This is a genomic window from Micromonospora sp. CNZ303 (assembly GCF_004345505.1).
Genome location: NZ_SLVT01000007.1, coordinates 13,460 through 29,840 on the forward strand (window position 1 = coordinate 13,460; position 16,381 = coordinate 29,840).

Annotated in this window: 17 protein-coding genes and 3 tRNA genes; 14 read left to right on the top strand and 6 right to left on the bottom strand. The window is 74.5% G+C overall.

The genetic code is table 11. From position 1 onward, the window contains the following. Positions 1 to 102: 102 nt before the first annotated feature. Together EV374_RS13160 and EV374_RS13165 are read right to left on the bottom strand one after the other, a co-directional pair. Complete coding sequence (locus EV374_RS13160; RefSeq protein WP_132235098.1) at positions 103 to 1,560, bottom strand: FAD-dependent oxidoreductase; 1,458 nt, start codon at positions 1,558 to 1,560, stop codon at positions 103 to 105. A gap of 89 nt (positions 1,561 to 1,649) precedes the next feature. Then, entirely contained in the window at positions 1,650 to 2,588 is a 939-nt protein-coding gene (locus EV374_RS13165; RefSeq protein WP_132235100.1) for a phytoene/squalene synthase family protein, read from the bottom strand. 65 nt (positions 2,589 to 2,653) lie between these two features. On the opposite strand from EV374_RS13165, the gene EV374_RS13170 reads away from it, so the two are divergent. The 9 genes from EV374_RS13170 (at position 2,654) to EV374_RS13210 (ending at position 9,084) form a co-directional block, all read left to right on the top strand. After that, positions 2,654 to 3,808: a polyprenyl synthetase family protein gene (locus EV374_RS13170; protein WP_132235102.1), complete on the top strand. Its 1,155-nt coding sequence runs from the start codon at positions 2,654 to 2,656 to the stop codon at positions 3,806 to 3,808. Beyond that, positions 3,808 to 5,316 carry a phytoene desaturase family protein gene (crtI, locus tag EV374_RS13175; protein WP_132235542.1) on the top strand — a complete coding sequence of 503 codons (1,509 nt, stop codon included), beginning with the start codon at positions 3,808 to 3,810 and terminating at the stop codon, positions 5,314 to 5,316. Before EV374_RS13170 ends, crtI begins: the two co-directional genes overlap by 1 nt. A 34-nt stretch (positions 5,317 to 5,350) precedes the next feature. Beyond that, on the top strand, positions 5,351 to 6,001 hold the full coding sequence (idi, locus tag EV374_RS13180) for an isopentenyl-diphosphate Delta-isomerase (RefSeq protein WP_132235104.1): 651 nt from the start codon (positions 5,351 to 5,353) through the stop codon (positions 5,999 to 6,001). Continuing rightward, positions 5,991 to 6,941 (top strand): MerR family transcriptional regulator, encoded by a 951-nt coding sequence (locus tag EV374_RS13185; RefSeq protein ID WP_132235106.1) that lies wholly within the window; start codon positions 5,991 to 5,993, stop codon positions 6,939 to 6,941. The genes idi and EV374_RS13185 overlap by 11 nt, the downstream gene beginning before the upstream one ends. A gap of 76 nt (positions 6,942 to 7,017) precedes the next feature. Next, the gene (locus tag EV374_RS13190; RefSeq protein WP_132235108.1) at positions 7,018 to 7,818 is read left to right on the top strand and encodes a polysaccharide deacetylase family protein; all 801 of its coding nucleotides are present in this window, start codon (positions 7,018 to 7,020) and stop codon (positions 7,816 to 7,818) included. 153 nt (positions 7,819 to 7,971) lie between these two features. Beyond that, a tRNA-Glu gene (locus EV374_RS13195) sits at positions 7,972 to 8,044 on the top strand. Positions 8,045 to 8,076: 32 nt separating this feature from the next. Further along, a tRNA-Asp gene (locus tag EV374_RS13200) sits at positions 8,077 to 8,153 on the top strand. A gap of 98 nt (positions 8,154 to 8,251) precedes the next feature. Next, positions 8,252 to 8,325: transfer RNA gene (locus tag EV374_RS13205), tRNA-Phe, on the top strand. A 180-nt stretch (positions 8,326 to 8,505) separates the two neighbouring features. Further along, positions 8,506 to 9,084, top strand: coding sequence for a DUF4303 domain-containing protein (locus EV374_RS13210; protein ID WP_132235110.1), 579 nt, complete (start codon positions 8,506 to 8,508; stop codon positions 9,082 to 9,084). 125 nt (positions 9,085 to 9,209) lie between these two features. On the opposite strand, the gene EV374_RS13215 is transcribed toward EV374_RS13210, so the two are convergent. Further along, positions 9,210 to 9,536, bottom strand: a complete 327-nt coding sequence (locus EV374_RS13215; protein WP_132235112.1) for a hypothetical protein — start codon at positions 9,534 to 9,536, stop codon at positions 9,210 to 9,212. A 101-nt stretch (positions 9,537 to 9,637) separates the two neighbouring features. Here EV374_RS13215 and EV374_RS13220 point away from each other — a divergent pair, with 101 nt between their 5' ends. The 3 genes from EV374_RS13220 to EV374_RS13230 all read left to right on the top strand — a co-directional run bounded on the left by EV374_RS13220 (position 9,638) and on the right by EV374_RS13230 (position 11,350). Beyond that, positions 9,638 to 10,072, top strand: coding sequence for a VOC family protein (locus tag EV374_RS13220; protein WP_132235114.1), 435 nt, complete (start codon positions 9,638 to 9,640; stop codon positions 10,070 to 10,072). Positions 10,073 to 10,211: 139 nt separating this feature from the next. Further along, positions 10,212 to 10,484 (top strand): hypothetical protein, encoded by a 273-nt coding sequence (locus EV374_RS13225; RefSeq protein ID WP_132235116.1) that lies wholly within the window; start codon positions 10,212 to 10,214, stop codon positions 10,482 to 10,484. Positions 10,485 to 10,582: 98 nt separating this feature from the next. Continuing rightward, positions 10,583 to 11,350: a Stf0 family sulfotransferase gene (locus EV374_RS13230; protein WP_132235118.1), complete on the top strand. Its 768-nt coding sequence runs from the start codon at positions 10,583 to 10,585 to the stop codon at positions 11,348 to 11,350. Between the two features lie 146 nt (positions 11,351 to 11,496). Here the strand turns inward: EV374_RS13230 and EV374_RS32935 are convergent, their stop codons facing one another. After that, entirely contained in the window at positions 11,497 to 12,747 is a 1,251-nt protein-coding gene (locus EV374_RS32935) for a hypothetical protein (RefSeq protein WP_207914168.1), read from the bottom strand. A gap of 203 nt (positions 12,748 to 12,950) precedes the next feature. Here EV374_RS32935 and EV374_RS13240 point away from each other — a divergent pair, with 203 nt between their 5' ends. Continuing rightward, a complete protein-coding gene (locus EV374_RS13240; protein ID WP_132235120.1) occupies positions 12,951 to 13,469 on the top strand; it encodes an SRPBCC family protein in 519 nt (172 codons plus the stop codon). A 119-nt stretch (positions 13,470 to 13,588) separates the two neighbouring features. Here EV374_RS13240 and EV374_RS13245 read toward each other — a convergent pair whose 3' ends face one another. Both EV374_RS13245 and EV374_RS13250 read right to left on the bottom strand, forming a co-directional pair. After that, complete coding sequence (locus tag EV374_RS13245) at positions 13,589 to 14,296, bottom strand: DUF2786 domain-containing protein (RefSeq protein WP_132235122.1); 708 nt, start codon at positions 14,294 to 14,296, stop codon at positions 13,589 to 13,591. 136 nt (positions 14,297 to 14,432) lie between these two features. Next, entirely contained in the window at positions 14,433 to 14,822 is a 390-nt protein-coding gene (locus tag EV374_RS13250; RefSeq protein ID WP_132235124.1) for a hypothetical protein, read from the bottom strand. A gap of 155 nt (positions 14,823 to 14,977) precedes the next feature. Between EV374_RS13250 and EV374_RS13255 the strand changes: the two genes are divergently transcribed. Then, positions 14,978 to 16,327 (top strand): ABC transporter substrate-binding protein, encoded by a 1,350-nt coding sequence (locus EV374_RS13255; RefSeq protein WP_132235126.1) that lies wholly within the window; start codon positions 14,978 to 14,980, stop codon positions 16,325 to 16,327. The last annotated feature ends 54 nt before the right edge of the window (positions 16,328 to 16,381 follow it).

A 16,381-nucleotide genomic window follows, 5' to 3' on the forward strand; every position in this document is an offset into this window, starting at 1 on the left:
GTACGTCATCCCGATGAAAGAAATGAGCAGCCATCTGCCGGGCGATTGCCTTCCGCTGCCGCGCGCTGCCCGCCATCCGGCATCCGGCATGCGGCCCGGTCGTCAGGACATGTTCCGCAACGCGTCCTCGACCGCCCGGTGGAAGGTCGGGTACGCGTAGATCATCTGCCGGAGCCGGGCGAGCGGCACGGCCGCGTGCACGGCCACCGCCAGACCGGAGAGCACCTCGCCACCGGCCGGCCCCACCGAGGTCGCGCCGATCAGCACGCCCTGGTCGGCGTCCGCGACCAGCTTGACGAAGCCCTCGTTGCCGGCCTTGTGGATCCAGCCCCGGGCCGACGACGGCAACCGGGCGAGGCCGACCTGCACGTTGACGCCCCGCTCGCGGGCCTGCGACTCGGTGAGGCCGACCGCGCCGACCTCGGGGTCGGTGAAGGTCACCCGGGGCAGCGCCCGGTAGTCGGCGCGCGGCACCGCACCGGCGGAGCCGCGCACGCCGGTGGTGCCCGACGCGCCACCGGTCGCGTTCGCGGTGCCGCTGGGGTCGGGCTCGCCTGCGGCGCGCCGGGCGTGGTCGAGCACGTCGGCGACGACGATCCCCGCCTGGTACATCGCGACGTGCGTGAACGCCCCCTCGCCGGTGACGTCGCCGACCGCCCAGATCCCCTCCGTCACGTGCAGCCGGTCGTCCACGGCCAGGTAGCGCCGGCCGGCGTCCACCCCGACGGTGTCCAGGCCCAGCTCGTCCAGGTGGGCCCGGCGACCGGTCACCACCAGCAGCCGCTCGGCGGCGAACCGCGCCCCGCCGGCCGCGTGCAGGGTGAAACCGTGCCCGTCGTGGCCGACCCGCTCCGCCCGTACCCCGGTGTGGATCTCCACCCCGTCGGCGCGCAGCGCGGCGGCGGCCACCTCGGACGCCTCGGGCTCCTCGACGGCGAGCACCCGGTCCAGGGCCTCGACCACGGTGACCCGGACCCCGAACCGGGCGAAGACCTGCGCCAGCTCCAGCCCGATCGCCCCGCCGCCCAGCACCAGCAGCGACTCCGGCAGCTCCTCGACCTCGATCGCCTGCCGGTTGGTCCAGTACGGCGTGTCGGCCAGCCCGTCGACCGGCGGCACGGACGGCCTGGTGCCGGTGCCCAGCACGATCCCGTACCGGGCCTGGAAGACCCGCTCGCCGACCCGGACCCGGCCGGGGCCGTCGAGCCGGGCGCTGCCCCGGAGGAACCGCCCGCCCTTGCCGGTGAACCGCTGCACCGCGACCGTGTCGTCCCAGGTGTCGGTGGCCTCCTCGCGGATCCGCTTCGCCACCGGCGCCCAGTCGGGCCGGACGTCGGCGGTGCCCGCGAGCCCGTCCACCCGGCGGGCCTCGGCGATCGCGTTGGCCGCCCGGATCATCATCTTGCTCGGCACGCACCCCCAGTACGGGCACTCCCCGCCGACCAGGTCACGCTCGACGCCGACGACGGTCAGCCCCGCCTCGGCGAGCCGCCCGGCCACCTCCTCGCCGCCGACCCCGAGCCCGACCACGACCACGTCCACCAGTTCCGGATCCGCCATCCCGCCAGCATCGCGCACCGCCCGGCGGCCGGCCAGCGGGTCGAGCCGGAAATCCGCTGCCCGCCGGCGTCCCGGCCTCCGGGCGGCTGTCACGGGGCCGGCACGGCCAGCGGGCCGGGCACGCGGACGGGGCCGGGGATCACCACCGGCGTGCCGGCGGGGGTGAGCAGGGCGCGGGCGGCCACCGCCAGCCGGCGGCGCTGCGGCACCAGCGCCCGGTCGACGAAGACGTCGTAGTCCTGCGCGGCCACCTCGTCCAGGATCCCGCCGTAGAGCGCGTACGCGGTGCGCATGCAGGCCTGCGAGGCGGGTGCGAGCAGGGTGATCCCGGGGGCCGCGGCGACGTAGTGCGCCTGGGCGCGGGCCACCTCGTACGCGATCAGCTCCCGGATCCGGGACGTGGCGCGGCCCCGGGCGCGCGCCTCGGTCAGGTCCTCCCGGGTGACGTCGAACAGGGCCAGGTCGTCGTCGGGCAGGTAGGTCCGCCCCCGGTCGAGGTCCTCGGCCACGTCCCGGATGAAGTTGGTGAGCTGGAAGGCGAAGCCGAGCTGGCGGGCCGGCTCCCGGGCCGCCGCCGGGTCGGAGCTGCCCAGGATCGGCAGCATCATGGTGCCGATCACCGCCGCCGAGCCCTCCATGTAGTCGAGCAGGTGGTCGTAGGTGCGGTACGAGGTGACCGTGAGGTCCATCGCCATGCTCTTGAGAAACGACGCGAAGTCGTCCCGGTCGAGATCGAAGACGGCGATCGTGTGCAGCACGGCGGGGAGCAGCGGGTCGTCCACCGGTTCGCCGTGCAGTCCGGCGACGAAGCGGCCGGCCCAGTCGTCGAGTCGGGCGGCGCGCTCGGCCGGGGGAATTTCCTCGGTGCGGTCGACGATCTCGTCGGCGTAGCGCGTGAATCCGTACAAGGCGTGCACATGCCGCCGTTTCCAAGCGGGCAGCAGCCGGGTGGCGAGATAGTAGGTGCGGCCGTGCCGTCGGTGCAGCTCACGGCAGCGGTCATAGGCAGCGGTGAGATCGGTGTCCACCGGCCCTCCTCATTTATCGACGCACGAATCGACGCAACTCGTAAGCCTAGGGTACGCTCGGTCACATGGCCAACGACGCAGTTGCGGGTAACTCGCTCCGCGTGGCCCCCGCCGGCCCGGCCGACGGGGACGACCCGGTCCGGGCGGTCCTGGCCGCGTACACGAAGGACCTGGTCACGGCGGTGCAGGACACCCTCGCCGCGTTCCTGGCCACCGAGGTCGACGCGTTGCGCGAGATCGACGCGGCGATGGGCGGGTTCGCCGCGACGGCGCGCGACTGCGTGCTGGCCGGCGGCAAACGTGTCCGGCCCACGTTCGCCTACTGGGGGTGGCGCGGCGCGCCGGACGGCACGGGTCCGCTGCCGGCGGTGCTGCCCGCCTTCGCCGCCCTGGAGCTGCTGCACACCTTCGCCCTCGTCCAGGACGACGTGATGGACGCCTCCGCTACCCGCCGTGGCCGGCCGACCGCGCACGTGGCGCTGGCCGCCCGGCACGCCGCCGCCGGCCACCGGGGCGACCCGCGTCGGTTCGGCGAGGCGGTCGCGGTGCTGATCGGCGACCTCTGCATGGTCTGGGCAGACCGGCTCCTCGCCCACGCGACGCTGCCGCCGGACCGCCTGCTCGACGTCCGGCGCTGCTACGACCAGATGCGCGTGGAGACGATCGCCGGGCAGTACCTCGACGTGCTCGGCGAGAGCGACGCGGCGAACTGGTCGGTCGACCGGGCGCTGCGGGTCGCCCGCTACAAGACCGCGAGCTACACGGTGCAGCGGCCGCTGCTCTTCGGCGCCCGCCTGGCCGGCGTCGGCGGCGACGCCCCGCTGACCGCCGCGTACACCCGTTACGGGCTGGCCGTCGGCGAGGCGTTCCAGCTCTGCGACGACCTGCTCGGCGTCTACGGCGACCCGGCGACCACCGGCAAGCCGGCCGGCGACGACCTGCGCACCGGCAAGCCGACCGTGCTGCTCATGCTGGCCCGGCAGCTCGCCACCCCGGCCCAGCGGCGCGCGCTGGACGGCCTCGGCGCCGACGTGGGGGACGCGGAGGTCGCCCGCCTCGCCGAGGTGGTCGCCGACACCGGGGCGGTCGACCGGGTCGAACGCATGATCTCCGACCGGGTCGACGAGGCGCTGGCCGCCCTCGGCACCGCGTCGATCGACGAGACCGCGCGCACCGCGCTCACCGGCCTCGCCACCGCCGCCACCAACCGGCGGGCATGATGGGCAACTTCGCACAAGGAGGTGGTCGCGTGCGCACCGTCGACGGGCGTACGGACCGGGTGGTCGTCGTCGGCGCCGGGCTGGGCGGGCTGGCCTGCGCGCTGCACCTGGCGGGCAGCGGTCGGCAGGTGACCGTGCTGGAGCGCGAGCCGGTGCCGGGCGGCCGGGCCGGCCGGCTCGGCGTGGACGGCTACGAGTTCGACACCGGCCCCACCGTGCTCACCATGCCCGACCTGATCGCCGAGGCGCTCGGCGCGGTCGGCGAGGAGCTGGACGACTGGCTCGACCTCACCCCGCTCGACCCGGCCTACCGGGCGCACTACCCGGACGGCTCGACGCTGGACGTCATCACCGACACCACCCGGATGGCCGCCGAGATCGCCCGGGTCTGCGGCCCGCGCGAGGCCGACGGCTACCTGCGCTTCGTCGACTACGCGCGCAGGCTCTGGCAGTGGGAACGCGCCGACTTCATCGAGCGCAACCTGGACGCGCCCACCGACCTGCTCACCGGGAACCTGGTCAAGCTGCTGGCGGGCGGGGCGTTCCGCCGGCTCCAGACGAAGATCAACCAGTTCTTCCGGGACCCGCGCACCCAGCGGATCTTCTCCTTCCAGGCGATGTACGCCGGCCTCGCCCCGCACGACGCGCTGGCCATCTACGCGGTCATCGCGTACCTCGACTCGGTGGCCGGCGTCTACTTCCCGCGCGGCGGTATCCACGCGGTCTCCCGCGGCATGGCCGGCGCCGCCGAGAAGCACGGCGTCGAGATCCGCTACGACACCACGGTGACCCGGGTGGAGACCGCGCACGGCCGGGCCACCGGCGTGGTGACCGCCGACGGCGAGCTGATCCCGGCCGACGTGGTCGTGCTCAACCCCGACCTGCCGGTCGCCTACCGCGACCTGCTGCCGCCGAGCCGTCCGCGCCGGCTCACCTACTCCCCTTCCTGCGTGGTCCTGCACGTCGGGTCGACCCAGGGGTATGGGAAGATCGCCCACCACAACATCCACTTCGGACGGTCGTGGAAGGGCACCTTCGATGAGGTCATCCGGCGGGGCGAGCTGATGAGCGACCCGTCCCTGCTGGTCACCAACCCGAGCCGGACCGACCCGTCGGTGGCGCCGGCCGGGCGGCACACCTACTACGTGCTCGCCCCGGTGCCCAACCTCGACCGGGCGCCCTTCGACTGGCGGGGCGACCTCACCCGGCGCTACGCCGACCAGCTCGTCGGGACCCTGGAGGAGCGCGGCTACGTCGGCTTCGGGGCCGGCGTCGAGGTGCTGCGGGCCGTGACCCCGGCCGAGTGGGCGGAGCAGGGCATGGCCGCCGGCACCCCGTTCGCCGCCGCGCACAGCCTCTTCCAGACCGGCCCGTTCCGCCCGTCGAACCTGCACCGGACACTGCCGAACGTCGTCTTCGTCGGCTCGGGCACCCAGCCCGGCGTCGGCGTGCCCATGGTGCTCATCTCCGGCAAGCTGGCTGCCGGCCGGATCACCGGGGCAGTCTGATGGCCCTTCCCCTCGAACCCTGGAGACACCTGCCGTGACCACCCGCGAGAAGCATCTCGTCGAGCTCGTCGACGACGCCGGGCGGCCGCAGGGCGAGACCACCGTGGCCGCCGCCCACCAACCCCCGGGTCAGCTCCACCGCGCCTTCTCGGTACTGCTCGTCGACCCCGACGGCCGGGTGCTGCTGCAACGGCGGGCGCCGGTGAAGACCCGCTTCCCGCTGCGCTGGGCCAACTCGTGCTGCGGCCACCCGACGCCGGGCGAGGCCCTCGTCGAGGCCGCCAACCGCCGGCTGCGCGAGGAGCTCGGCGCCGGCCCGGTCGAGCTGACCGAGGTCGGGGTGTACGTCTACTACGCCGAGGACCCGGTCACCGGCCGGGTCGAGTTCGAGTACGACCACGTCCTGCGGGGCGAGTTCCGGCCGGGCGACCCGCTGCTGCCCGACCCCGACGAGGTGGCCGAGCTGCGCTGGGTGGACCCCCTCTCGCTGGCGGCCGACCTCGACGCCGACCCCCGCGCGTACGCACCGTGGCTGGGCGGGGTGGTGAACCGGCTGCTGGTCCCCTCGGCTCCGGCCGTCGGCCCGCCCGGTCCGGCTGGCAGCCCGCCCGGTCCGCCGGGTCCGGCCGCCAGCCCGCCCGGCCCGCCGGCGAACGACGCCTCGGAGCGGTCGGGTGGCCGATGAGGCGCTGAGCGCGGGAGCCGTCGCCCGACGGCTGGGCGTCGCCGTGACCACCCTGCGCACCTGGCACCAGCGCTACGGCCTCGGGCCCAGCGAGCACGTACCCGGGCACCACCGGCGCTACACGCCGGCCGACCTCGCGCGCTTGGAGATCATGCGGCGGCTCACCGCCCAGGGGGTCACCCCGGCGGAGGCGGCCCGCTGGGCCCGCCGGGCACCGGACGCCGTGCCCGCCGATGCCGCCGTACCCCCACGGGTGCGCGCCGTCGCCGGCCGGGACGGCGGCGGTTCGACGATCCCGGTCGGCCGGGCCGGGCCGGCGGCCCGAGGGCTGGCCCGCGCCGCCATGCGGCTGGACGCGGTCGCGATCGGCGAGACGATCGCCCGGGCCGTCCAGGCGGACGGCGTGATCGCCACCTGGGACGGGTTGCTGCGCCCCGTGCTCTTCGGCATCGGGGAGCGGCACGCCGCGACCGGCGGACTGGTCGAGGTCGAGCACCTGATGTCACGCTGCGTCTCGGAGGCGTTCGCGGTGGCCGCCCGGGCCGGCGCGCCCACCGGCCCACCGCGCATCGTGCTCACCTGCGCCGACGAGGAGCAGCACACCCTGCCGTTGGAGGCGCTCGCCGCCGCGCTCGCCGAGGCCGGGGTCGGCTACCGGATGCTTGGCGCCCGGATGCCGCTGCCCGCACTGCTCGAGGCCGTCAACCGGACCGGGCCGGCCGCCGTGGTGATCTGGTCGCACGCCCGGGCCACCGCCGACCCCACCCAGCTCAACGCCCTGCTCGCCGCGCCCCGCCGGCCGCTGCTGGTGCTCGCCGCCGGGCCGGGCTGGCTGGCGGACTCGCTACCCGCCGGGGTGGTGCGGCCGGTCGACCTCACCGAGGCGGTCTCGCTGGCGCTCGCCCTACGCGACTCCCTGGACCAGGCGACGGCGGACTGACGGGGGTGCCGGGGGCGGGACGTCGTCCACTAGCGTCGGGAGGTCCGCCGACCCCGACCCCCTCCGGGAGCGAACGATGCGCCTACGCGCCGTGCTGGCCACCGGTCTGGCCCTGATCCTCCTCGGCGGCTGCGGCGACGGCACCGCGACGGATCGGCGGGTCGCCGGCCCCGGCCCCGACCCCGTCGCCTCGGCCCCGCTGCCGGCCGAGCCGACTCCGTCGGCCGCCCCGCGACCGACCCGCGGCACCCCGCCCAGGCGCCTGGTCCGGCCGCTGCCGCCGAAGCTGCCGGCGGGGCTGCGTCGCACGACCGGCGCACGGACGGTGGCGCTGACCTTCGACGACGGGCCGGACCCGAACTGGACGCCGAAGGTCCTCGACCGCCTCCGGGCGGCCAAGGTCACCGCGACCTTCTGCGTGGTGGGCAGGCAGGCCCGGCGCCACCCCGAGCTGGTCCGGCGGATCGTGCGGGAGGGCCACCAGCTCTGCAACCACAGCTGGAACCACGACCTGGAACTCGCCCGGCGTCCGGCCGCCGAGATCCGGCGGGACCTGCTGCGCACCAACGCGGCCATCCGGGCGGCGGTGCCGGGCGCGGAGGTGCCGTTCTACCGCCAGCCGGGCGGCCGATGGACGGCCGAGGTGGTGACGGTCGCCAAGCAGCTCGGCATGCGGTCGCTGCACTGGCACGTCGACCCGCAGGACTGGGGCAAGCCGACCGCCGCGACGATCGCCAAGCGGGTACGCGCCGCAGCCCGGCCCGGCTCGGTCGTGCTGCTGCACGACGGGGGTGGCGATCGTGCGGCCACGCTGGCCGCCTGCCCTCGCCTGATCGCCGACCTGAAGCGCCGCTACGGCGTCGCCCGGCTCCGCTAGAGCCCCCTGACCTGCGATTTTGTGGGGCGTTGTGGCCAGGGCCATACCGGTTTGGTCGAGGGACCGATCATCACGTAAGCTATCCAAGCCTCCGGCGGGGCCGGATGGGAGCAAGTCCGCTTGAAGTTGCGAGTGTGCAATGATGGCGGGGCCGCCCTCATCGTCTAGCGGCCCAGGACGCCGCCCTTTCAAGGCGGTAGCACGGGTTCGAATCCCGTTGGGGGCACGGTCCGGCTTCGGCCGGAGGCAACAAAGCTAGGTCCTGTGGAGCAGTTGGAGTGCTCGCCGCCCTGTCAAGGCGGAGGTCGCGGGTTCAAGTCCCGTCAGGACCGCCAGCGGAGAACGCCGCGCCCTGCGCGGCGTTCTGCGTATCGGGGCATGTGACCCTTCCGGCGGACAACCCGCCGTGCAGGTAGCATGAACCGAGCAACACGGCCAGGTAGCTCAGTTGGTACGAGCGTCCGACTGAAAATCGGAAGGTCGGCGGTTCGACCCCGCCCCTGGCCACATAGCCTTTCGCCGGGCTACTGAAGCGCCGACCAGCGGAAACGCCGGTCGGCGCTTCTGCGTACCGGGTGGGCGGCTCCGGCAGTCCTCGACGTGGCGGTGTCCCTGCCACGTTGCGCCCTTCCGGGGCGGCCGGCGTCCCGGCGACCAGGACGAGGACGAGCCCCGGGGAGGAGCGCGGTGCCCACCGTCGACATGCCCACACTGCGCGAGCGGATCGTCGCGAGCATCTGCGCGACGATCGGCCCGATGCTCGATGGACGCGCATCGGAGGAGCTGTACGCGGTGGCGCTCACCACGGACAGCGACGTCGTCACGGTGACCCTGTTGGCGCACACCGAAGAGGCCCTCCAGGCGCTCGTCGAGGCCGACGTCGCGTACGCCGACGGCTACCGCTGGTGGCCCGACGAGTGGGCCGTCACGGACGACCAGGTGGCTGCCGAGCCCGGCGTCGAGTCGATGGTGCAGATCAGCCGGGACATGTTCGACGCTCACGACTCGCTCGGCGACGACGACGAGGCTCACGGCGAATGGTGCCTCCGGGCGCGCGCGACGCTGGAGGACGCCCTGGGCGACCACCGCGTGCGGGCGAGCATCGCCGAGATCAACGGTGCATGGCACCCCGTGCTGTTCGTCACGGACACGGATGGCAACGCGCACCTCACGGTGCGCAGCATCGGCCTGCTCAACAGCGACCACCCGAACCCCGACCTCGTCGCTTCCGCCCGCGACTTCTTCGACGAGACGGACGGCGGCTGACGACCGTTGCCGTGACCCCGTCCTCACCGCCGTGGCGACGCCTGCCGCCGCCACCCGGCCAGGGTGGGCCGCTTCCTTCCCTGCCTGGGAAGGATCAGCCGGCGGCACGGCACGGAGTCGGTGCCTCAGCGCCGGAGCAGGGCGAACCATCCCGCCCCGGTGACGGCGAGGAGGAGTGCCACCACGAACAGGCTGCGCCCGGCCAGGAAGGGCATGGGAACGAGGAACGGCGCCTGCTGGACCAGCAGGCACGCGCCGAGCAGCGCCTGGCTGCCGCCGATCCGGGCGGGTTGGGACCGCTGGCTCGCCGTCAGGCGGGCGATCCGCACCCACGCCGAGGGAAACCGTCCCGACACGGCGACACGCACGCCGAGAGCGATCATGGCCAGGCTGAGGACCACGATCACGAGGCGTACGGCGATCCACACCGGGTCCGGATCACTCAGGCTCATGCGGCCCATCATGCAGGGAACGTCAAGGTCCCAGGCCGTACCGGCGGGCCCGCTCCCTCGGCCCGGCCGCGACTGTCGGGGGTACGCGGTACGGTCCCGCCATGGCAGCCAGAATCAGCCTGACCCTCGACTGCGCGGACGCGAAACTCCTCGGCGAGTTCTGGAAGACGGCGCTGGGTTACGTGGACGAGCCGCCGCCCCCGCCCTTCCGGACCCGTGCGGAGTGGCACGCGAGTTTCGACCTGCCGGAGGACGACCCGGTGGACGACGTGGCGTGGCTGTGCGATCCCGACGGCGTCGGGCCCGCGCTCTCCCTCCTCAGGGTCCCCGAGCCGAAGACGGCGAAGAACCGACTGCACATCGATGTCCGGGTGCCGGGCCACGGCAGCCCCGACGAGCGGTGGGCGCGGATCAGGGCCGAGTCCGAGCGGCTGGTGAAGGCGGGCGGGAGCGTCCTGGGGGAGTTCACCGGGCACCACATCGTCATGGCCGATCCGGAGGGCAACGAGTTCTGCGTCGCCGCGACCTCGGCCTGACGACGCGTCGGCCGTCCGCCCGCCCCGACTCCTGTCGACGGACGGATCCGGGACAGCGGCAGGCCGCCCGGCTCTGCCAGGCTGATCACCGACCCGCCCTGGTTCCGTCTGCGGCGGGCCGGCGCGACGGGGGCGGAGCGTGGCCGAGCAGTCGACCGCACGGTCGGCACCGCTGGTGGTGAACTCGCTCGTCTGGGTCGGCGGTGCCGCACTCGTCGGCTACGGGCGTGCCGCCCTCGGTCACCTCGGCTTCGATGCCGACCGGCACCCCGAGGTCGGTCACTGGTTGCTGGGCCTGGGCGCGGCACTGGTGGTGGGCCTGTTCACCCGGTCGCGACAGGCACGGACCGCCTCCGCCGCCGCCATCGCACTCTTCGTCGTGGTCACGGTCGCACTGCGAGTCCTCCACTGACCGACCCGGCCGCGCGGGGCCGGACACCTGGGGCCGGAGGGGGACGGCATCGACGAATTCGGTTGCGACGGGTGCCCGCGCTGCGGTTGTGTGCGGGCATGCCTACGCACCGTGTCGACTCGTACTTCGTCTGCGGCACCCCACGCACCGGCAGTTCGCTCCTGCTCGGGTTGCTGGAATCCACCGGTCTCGCCGGTCGCCCCCAGGCCTACTTCCGCTCCCCGGACGAGCCGCTGTGGGCCGACCGGTGGCAGCTTCCCCGCGGGGCGGACGGCAGCTTCGACTACGCGGACTTCGTACGGGCCGCGCTCGCCGCGGGCCGGACCGGGAACGGCGTGTTCGGCGCGAAGCTCATGTGGGGAACGCTCGAGGAGGTGGTCGCGAAGCTCGCGGCGGTCCATCCCGACCTCGACGGCGACGACGTCGCGCTGCTGAACCGGGCGTTCGGCCGCACCGGCTTCGTCTTCCTGCGACGCGACGACGTACTGGCGCAGGCGGTGTCGCGGCTGCGCGCCGAGCAGACCGGCACGTGGTTCGTCGGCGGCAGTGGGGAGATCAGCGGCGACGTAGGCAACGGGCAGGCGCCCCGCTTCGACGCGAACGGGATCAGGCACTACATCGAGGAGATCCGGGAGCACAACGCGGCCTGGGAGGCGTGGTTCGCCTCGTGGGGGATCCAACCGCACGTCGTGCGCTACGAGGACCTGGCCGAGGACATGGCCGCCACCACGCGCGGCATCCTCGACTTCCTGGGGCTCGACGTGCCCGAGGACGGCTGTGCCGTCGTCGCGCATCACCAACGCCAGGCCGACGACCTCAACCGGCAGTGGATCGCCCGGTATCAGGCGACGGTGACCAGCACCTGATCCGCCGGCCGGCGGGCTCCCCGTCGACTCCTCGAACCAGGATGCGTCACGGCGACCGGGCCGCCAGACCGGTCCGCCGCCACACCGGCTCGGCCCTCGGCCCGTGGACGTCGATGACGGGGCCGCAGGCAGGCCCGCCCGCTGGGTCAGCGCCGCTGTTGGCGGTGCTGGGCAATCCCGCCCTGGATCGCCTCCCAGACACTCCGGCCGGCCTGTCTCAGCGTCTCCCCGGCCTGCTCGGCGATCTGGGCGGCGCTCGGCGCGCCACCACCGCCTGAGGTCTCGGGCTGCTGCCGGCCCTGCCCGGTCTCAGGCTGCTGCCGGCCCTGCCCGGTCTCAGGCTGCTGCCGGCCCTGCCCGGTCTCAGGCTGCTGCCGGCCCTGCCCGCCCTCGGACGGGCCGCCCGACGGCTCATGCCGCCCGGCCTCCGGCCCGCCCCCGGACCCGCCGGCACCCCGGTCCCCGCCGCCCGCTCCGGCCGTACCACCCCCGGGTCCGCCGACCCTCTCACCGCCCGGCTGCTGAGCGCCCTGTTCCGCGCGCCCCGGCCGCCGCCCGCCCTGCTCCGCGCCGCCCTGGCCGTGCTCCCGATCCTGGGTTCCGCGCGGCTCCCGACGGGCCGCCTCGTCGCCCTCCTGCTCGCGTGCGCGCTGCGCCTGGCCCTGCTCGCCGCCGCCGCCCGATCCGCTGGCGAGGCCACCGCCCCGCTGCGCCTGCTCGGCGTCCGGCTCCCCGCCCTGGCCTCGGCCGCCCGGCTCCCCGCCCTGGCCGGCGCCGGGCTTGCCGCCCCGGCCCGGGCCGCCCGGCTCCCGCAGTGACTGGTCGGCGACCGCACCGATCGCGCCCACCTGCTGACCGAGATCGTCGGTCGCGCCGCCGGCCCGCTCCAGCGGGCGCTGCTCCCCGAGGGCGGTGAGCTGCTCAGCCCCGCCGCCCCGCTCCCCCGGCCCGGCGAGCTGCCCACCCAGGTTGGCCAACTGCTGACTGGCGCGGTTCACGTCGTCCATCGAGGCCGCCGCCGTACCCGACAGCGTCTGGATGACCTGCGGGTTGCGGTCGATGGTGGTCAGCGCCCGGTCGAGGATCTGCACCAGCTTCTCCAGCCGCACCTTGAGCAACGCCTCGGCGTGCACCCCGGTGATGTCCAGCTCGACGCCCTCCAGGTGCACCCGTACCCCGGCGTCGAGCTGGAGGAGGTTGGCCAGCCGGGCCCGCAGGGAGACGTCGGCGTCCAGTCCGTCCACGGCGAGCCGGATCGAGTCGACCGACACCTCCGGGATGTCCAGCAGGACGTCCGGCTCGTTCTCCCCACCCCGGCGGGCGGGTTCCGCTTCCCCGTCACGTCGCCCCGTTCGGCCGCCGGTCCGGTCGTCCCGCTGCTGCGCGTTCTCGCTCATGCTCCCCGCTCCGCATTCTCCGGCCGGGCCGGCCGGGACCGTTCGGCGCGGGTACCCGCTATCCGGCCGAACATCCCGCCGGTACGGCGACACGGCCGGCCACGGACCGGACGCGCGGGGGTCTTCCGGCGTACGGATGGGCGGCCCGAAGACGGCAATCACGAAGCTGCGCACCCAGGCATCAGCCGGTATGGTCCGGGCCTATGGGACAGGAGATGGCTGACCCGGCCGGCATCCGGCAGGAGTCCGAACGATTCGCGTTGCGCAGCGCCCTCCTGGTCCCCGCTCCCACGCAGCGGGCGTTCGAGGTGTTCACCGGCGCTCTGGCGCAGTGGTGGGTGGTGGAATACACCTGGTCCGGGCCGGAGCAGCTCGCCGACCTGGGCATGGAGCCGCGCGGCGGCGGGATGCTCTATGAGATCGGTCCGCACGGCTTCCGCTGCGACTGGGGCCGGGTGCTGACCTGGGATCCGCCCGAGCGGCTGGTCTTCACCTGGCAGATCGGGGCGGACCGGGCACCGGTGCCGGACCCCGCGAAGGCGAGCGAGGTGGAGGTGCTCTTCCACGCGGACGGGCCGGAGCGGACGCGGGTGACGGTCGAGCACCGGCACTTCGACCGGCACGGCGAGGCCGCGGAGGGCTACCGGCAGGCGCTGACCGCCGGCTGGCACGAGCTGCTCACCCGCTACGCCGCCAGAGTGGCCGACCACAGCGCCGCCTGACCGGCGTCCGGCGGGTCAGCGGCCGAGGCCCGACCGCCCACGCCGTGCCGCCACTCGCCGCCCGGCCCACGCGCCACCGAGGCCAACTGCTGTCACGTACCGCCGAAGGCTGCGGCGGGTCAGCGGCCGAGGCCGGGACGCGCGCCCGGCGCGGTGGCGACGCCCCGGCCGCCGAGGTCGGCGCGGCGGCCCGCCTCGGCGCCCGAGCCGAACCCGCCGCCGGCCAGCCGGCGCGGCGCGGCGGTACGCAGCCGTGGGTACACCTCGGCGACGCGGTGCTGGACCCGGTCCGACCGGTCGGCCAGGACCAGTGCCACCGAGGGCGCGCCCGCCTCGGCGACCGCCCCGGCCTCCGCCGCCCGCAGGCGCACGCCGATCACCTGGGCGAACCCGGCCAGCCACGAGCGCCGGAAGGCGGCGACGTGCGCGCCGGCCGGCACCTCGGTGCCGGTCAGTCCGTGGGCGGCCTGCACCAGCAGCGACGTGAAGAGCAGCTCGACCCGTTCCAGGTCGCTGGCGAAGCCGAACAGGTGCATGGCGAAGCCGGCGCCCTCCCGGCGGCGGACGCAGCGGCAGCGCAGCGGATCGGCGACCGCGGCGAGCAGGCCGGCCTTGTCCCGGGCGTACGGGGCGACGACCTCGACCACCCGGTCGCCCACCGGGTCCGTGGCCGGGTCCCGGGCGGCCAGCAGCGCCCGGTCCACACCGTAGCGGGCGATCAGCTCGGTCGCCTTGGCCGTGAACGCGGCCGACTCGGCGGGGGTGCAGGCCGGGTCCTCGGCCTGGGCCAGCAGCTTGCGCACCTTGCTGAGCATGGCGTCGGACATGCCCTCAGCCTGTCACGGCGGTCCGGCCCCGCCGCGCCACGTCCGGCCGGCGGGCGACGGTCCGGCCGGCGAACGCCCGACGGTCCGGCCGACGGGCGCCGTCGTCCCGATCCGTGCCGGCGGGCGGCACGAACGGTCAGGTAGTCCGGCTACGCAGCGTCGCCACGGTCGAGCCGGCGAGCGTGAGCAGGCACTCCGGCAGCAGCCCGTCGGCCGCCGCCGCCCCGAACAGCGCCTCGCCGGTGTCGTCGTCGGCGTTGGCGTACGCGCTGACGAAGCGCGCCACCCAGCGGGTGTCGTAGCCCGCGTCCTCGATGCCGGGGAAGTCCAGCGCGCACGTGCCCGGCGGCACCGGATCGCCGACCATCGTGGCGGCAAGACACCAGGCCACCCCGTACGCGCCGGCCAGGCCGGACCGGTCGACGACCGCGTCGAACGCCCCCGCCACCGCGTCGCCGTCCCCGGCCAGCGCCGAGCGGAGCACGGCGGTCGCGTCGTCAAGCGTCTGCTGTGGTGAGTCCGTCACCCACAGCACGGTAGAGGGGAGGGTCAAGCCATCCGCCGGCGGTCACTTTCCGTAGTCAGGGCGGGCGACCTGCGGATTGAGCCGCATCCGTGGTCCCGCCACACGGCCCAGCACGCTAATGTGCGCAGCGGACCTTCGCCGGAGGAAGGACGACCATGTTCAAGTCACGCGCCTCGCGGGCGGCCACCCTGGCTGCCTGCGCGACGTTCCTGCTCGCCACAAGCGCCTGCGGGACCGAAGAGCCCGAGCAGGCCGCCACCCAACAGGTGCGCCTGTACGGCACCGACGGCAACATGCTGAACTCGTATCCTGCCGAGCTGAAGGACCGCGCCGGCCTGGTGGACGGCATGAAGGGCACCACGCCGCTCACGCCCCTGCCCGAGGACTTCAAGAACCGGCTCCGGTCCGTCGACCCGAAGCTGGGCGACTTCCTCTACTCCGCCGAGGCGTACGACGCGGTGGTGATCAGCGCGATCGCCGCCCAGCTCGCGGGCACGACGGATCCGGCCGCCATCGCGAAGCAGATCGTCGGGGTCACCAACGACGGGCAGCGCTGCGAACGGGTGGCGGAGTGCCTGACCCTGGCCCGCGCGGGCCGGGACGTGGAGTACCGCAGCGTCTCGCTGACCCGGGCCGGCTTCACCGACGCCGGCGAGCCGTCCACCGCGAGCTACGGCACCTTGCACTTCGACGGCCAGCGGCTCAACGACGGCAAGACGGAGTTCGTCGGGGCCGGCGACGAGTCGGCGGCGAGCACCAAGGCCCCGCCGAAGGCGAAGAAGCAGCGCGGTGACCAGACCGACCGCAGCGACGGCTCGCCGCTGGTCCTGGGCGGCCTGCTGTCGCAGACCGGTGACCTGGCCCTCGCGTACCCGCCGATCTCCGCCGGCACCAAGCTGGCGATCAGGGAGATCAACGCGGCGGGCGGGGTGCTCGGCGAGCCGGTGGTCTGGATCGACGGCGACGACGGCACCAACCCGGCGGTCGCCAAGGCCACCGTGGCGAGGCACGTCGCGCAGAAGGTCCACGTCATCATCGGCGCCAGCGCCTCCGGCATCTCCCGCGCGGTGCTGCCCGACGTGGTGCGGGCCGGGAAGGTGCTGTTCTCCCCGTCGAACACCGACGCCAGCCTCACCGAGCTGGACGACAACGGCCTCTACTTCCGCACCGCCCCGCCGGACAGCCTCCAGGGCCGGGCGCTGGCCGACGTGATCCTCCGCGACGGCCCGCAGAAGATCGCCATCGTCGCCCGTAAGGACTCCTACGGCGAGGGCCTCCAGGGCACCGTCCGGGCCGAACTGGAGCGGGCCGGCATCGGCGGCGACCGGCTCAAGCTGCTGACCTACGACCCGCCGGCGGACGCCAAGGCGAACCCGGTCGACTTCGGCGCGGGCGCGAAGGAGATTAAGGACTTCGGCGCGGAGGCCGTGCTGGTCATCGGCTTCGCCGAGTCCGCGGAGGTGATCCGGGCCCTCGCGGACGCCGGGGTGCAGATCCGGCACTGAGTCACCACCCGTGCATGTGTAAGGAAGGGCCCCTTCCTATCGCCTAGGCGGTAG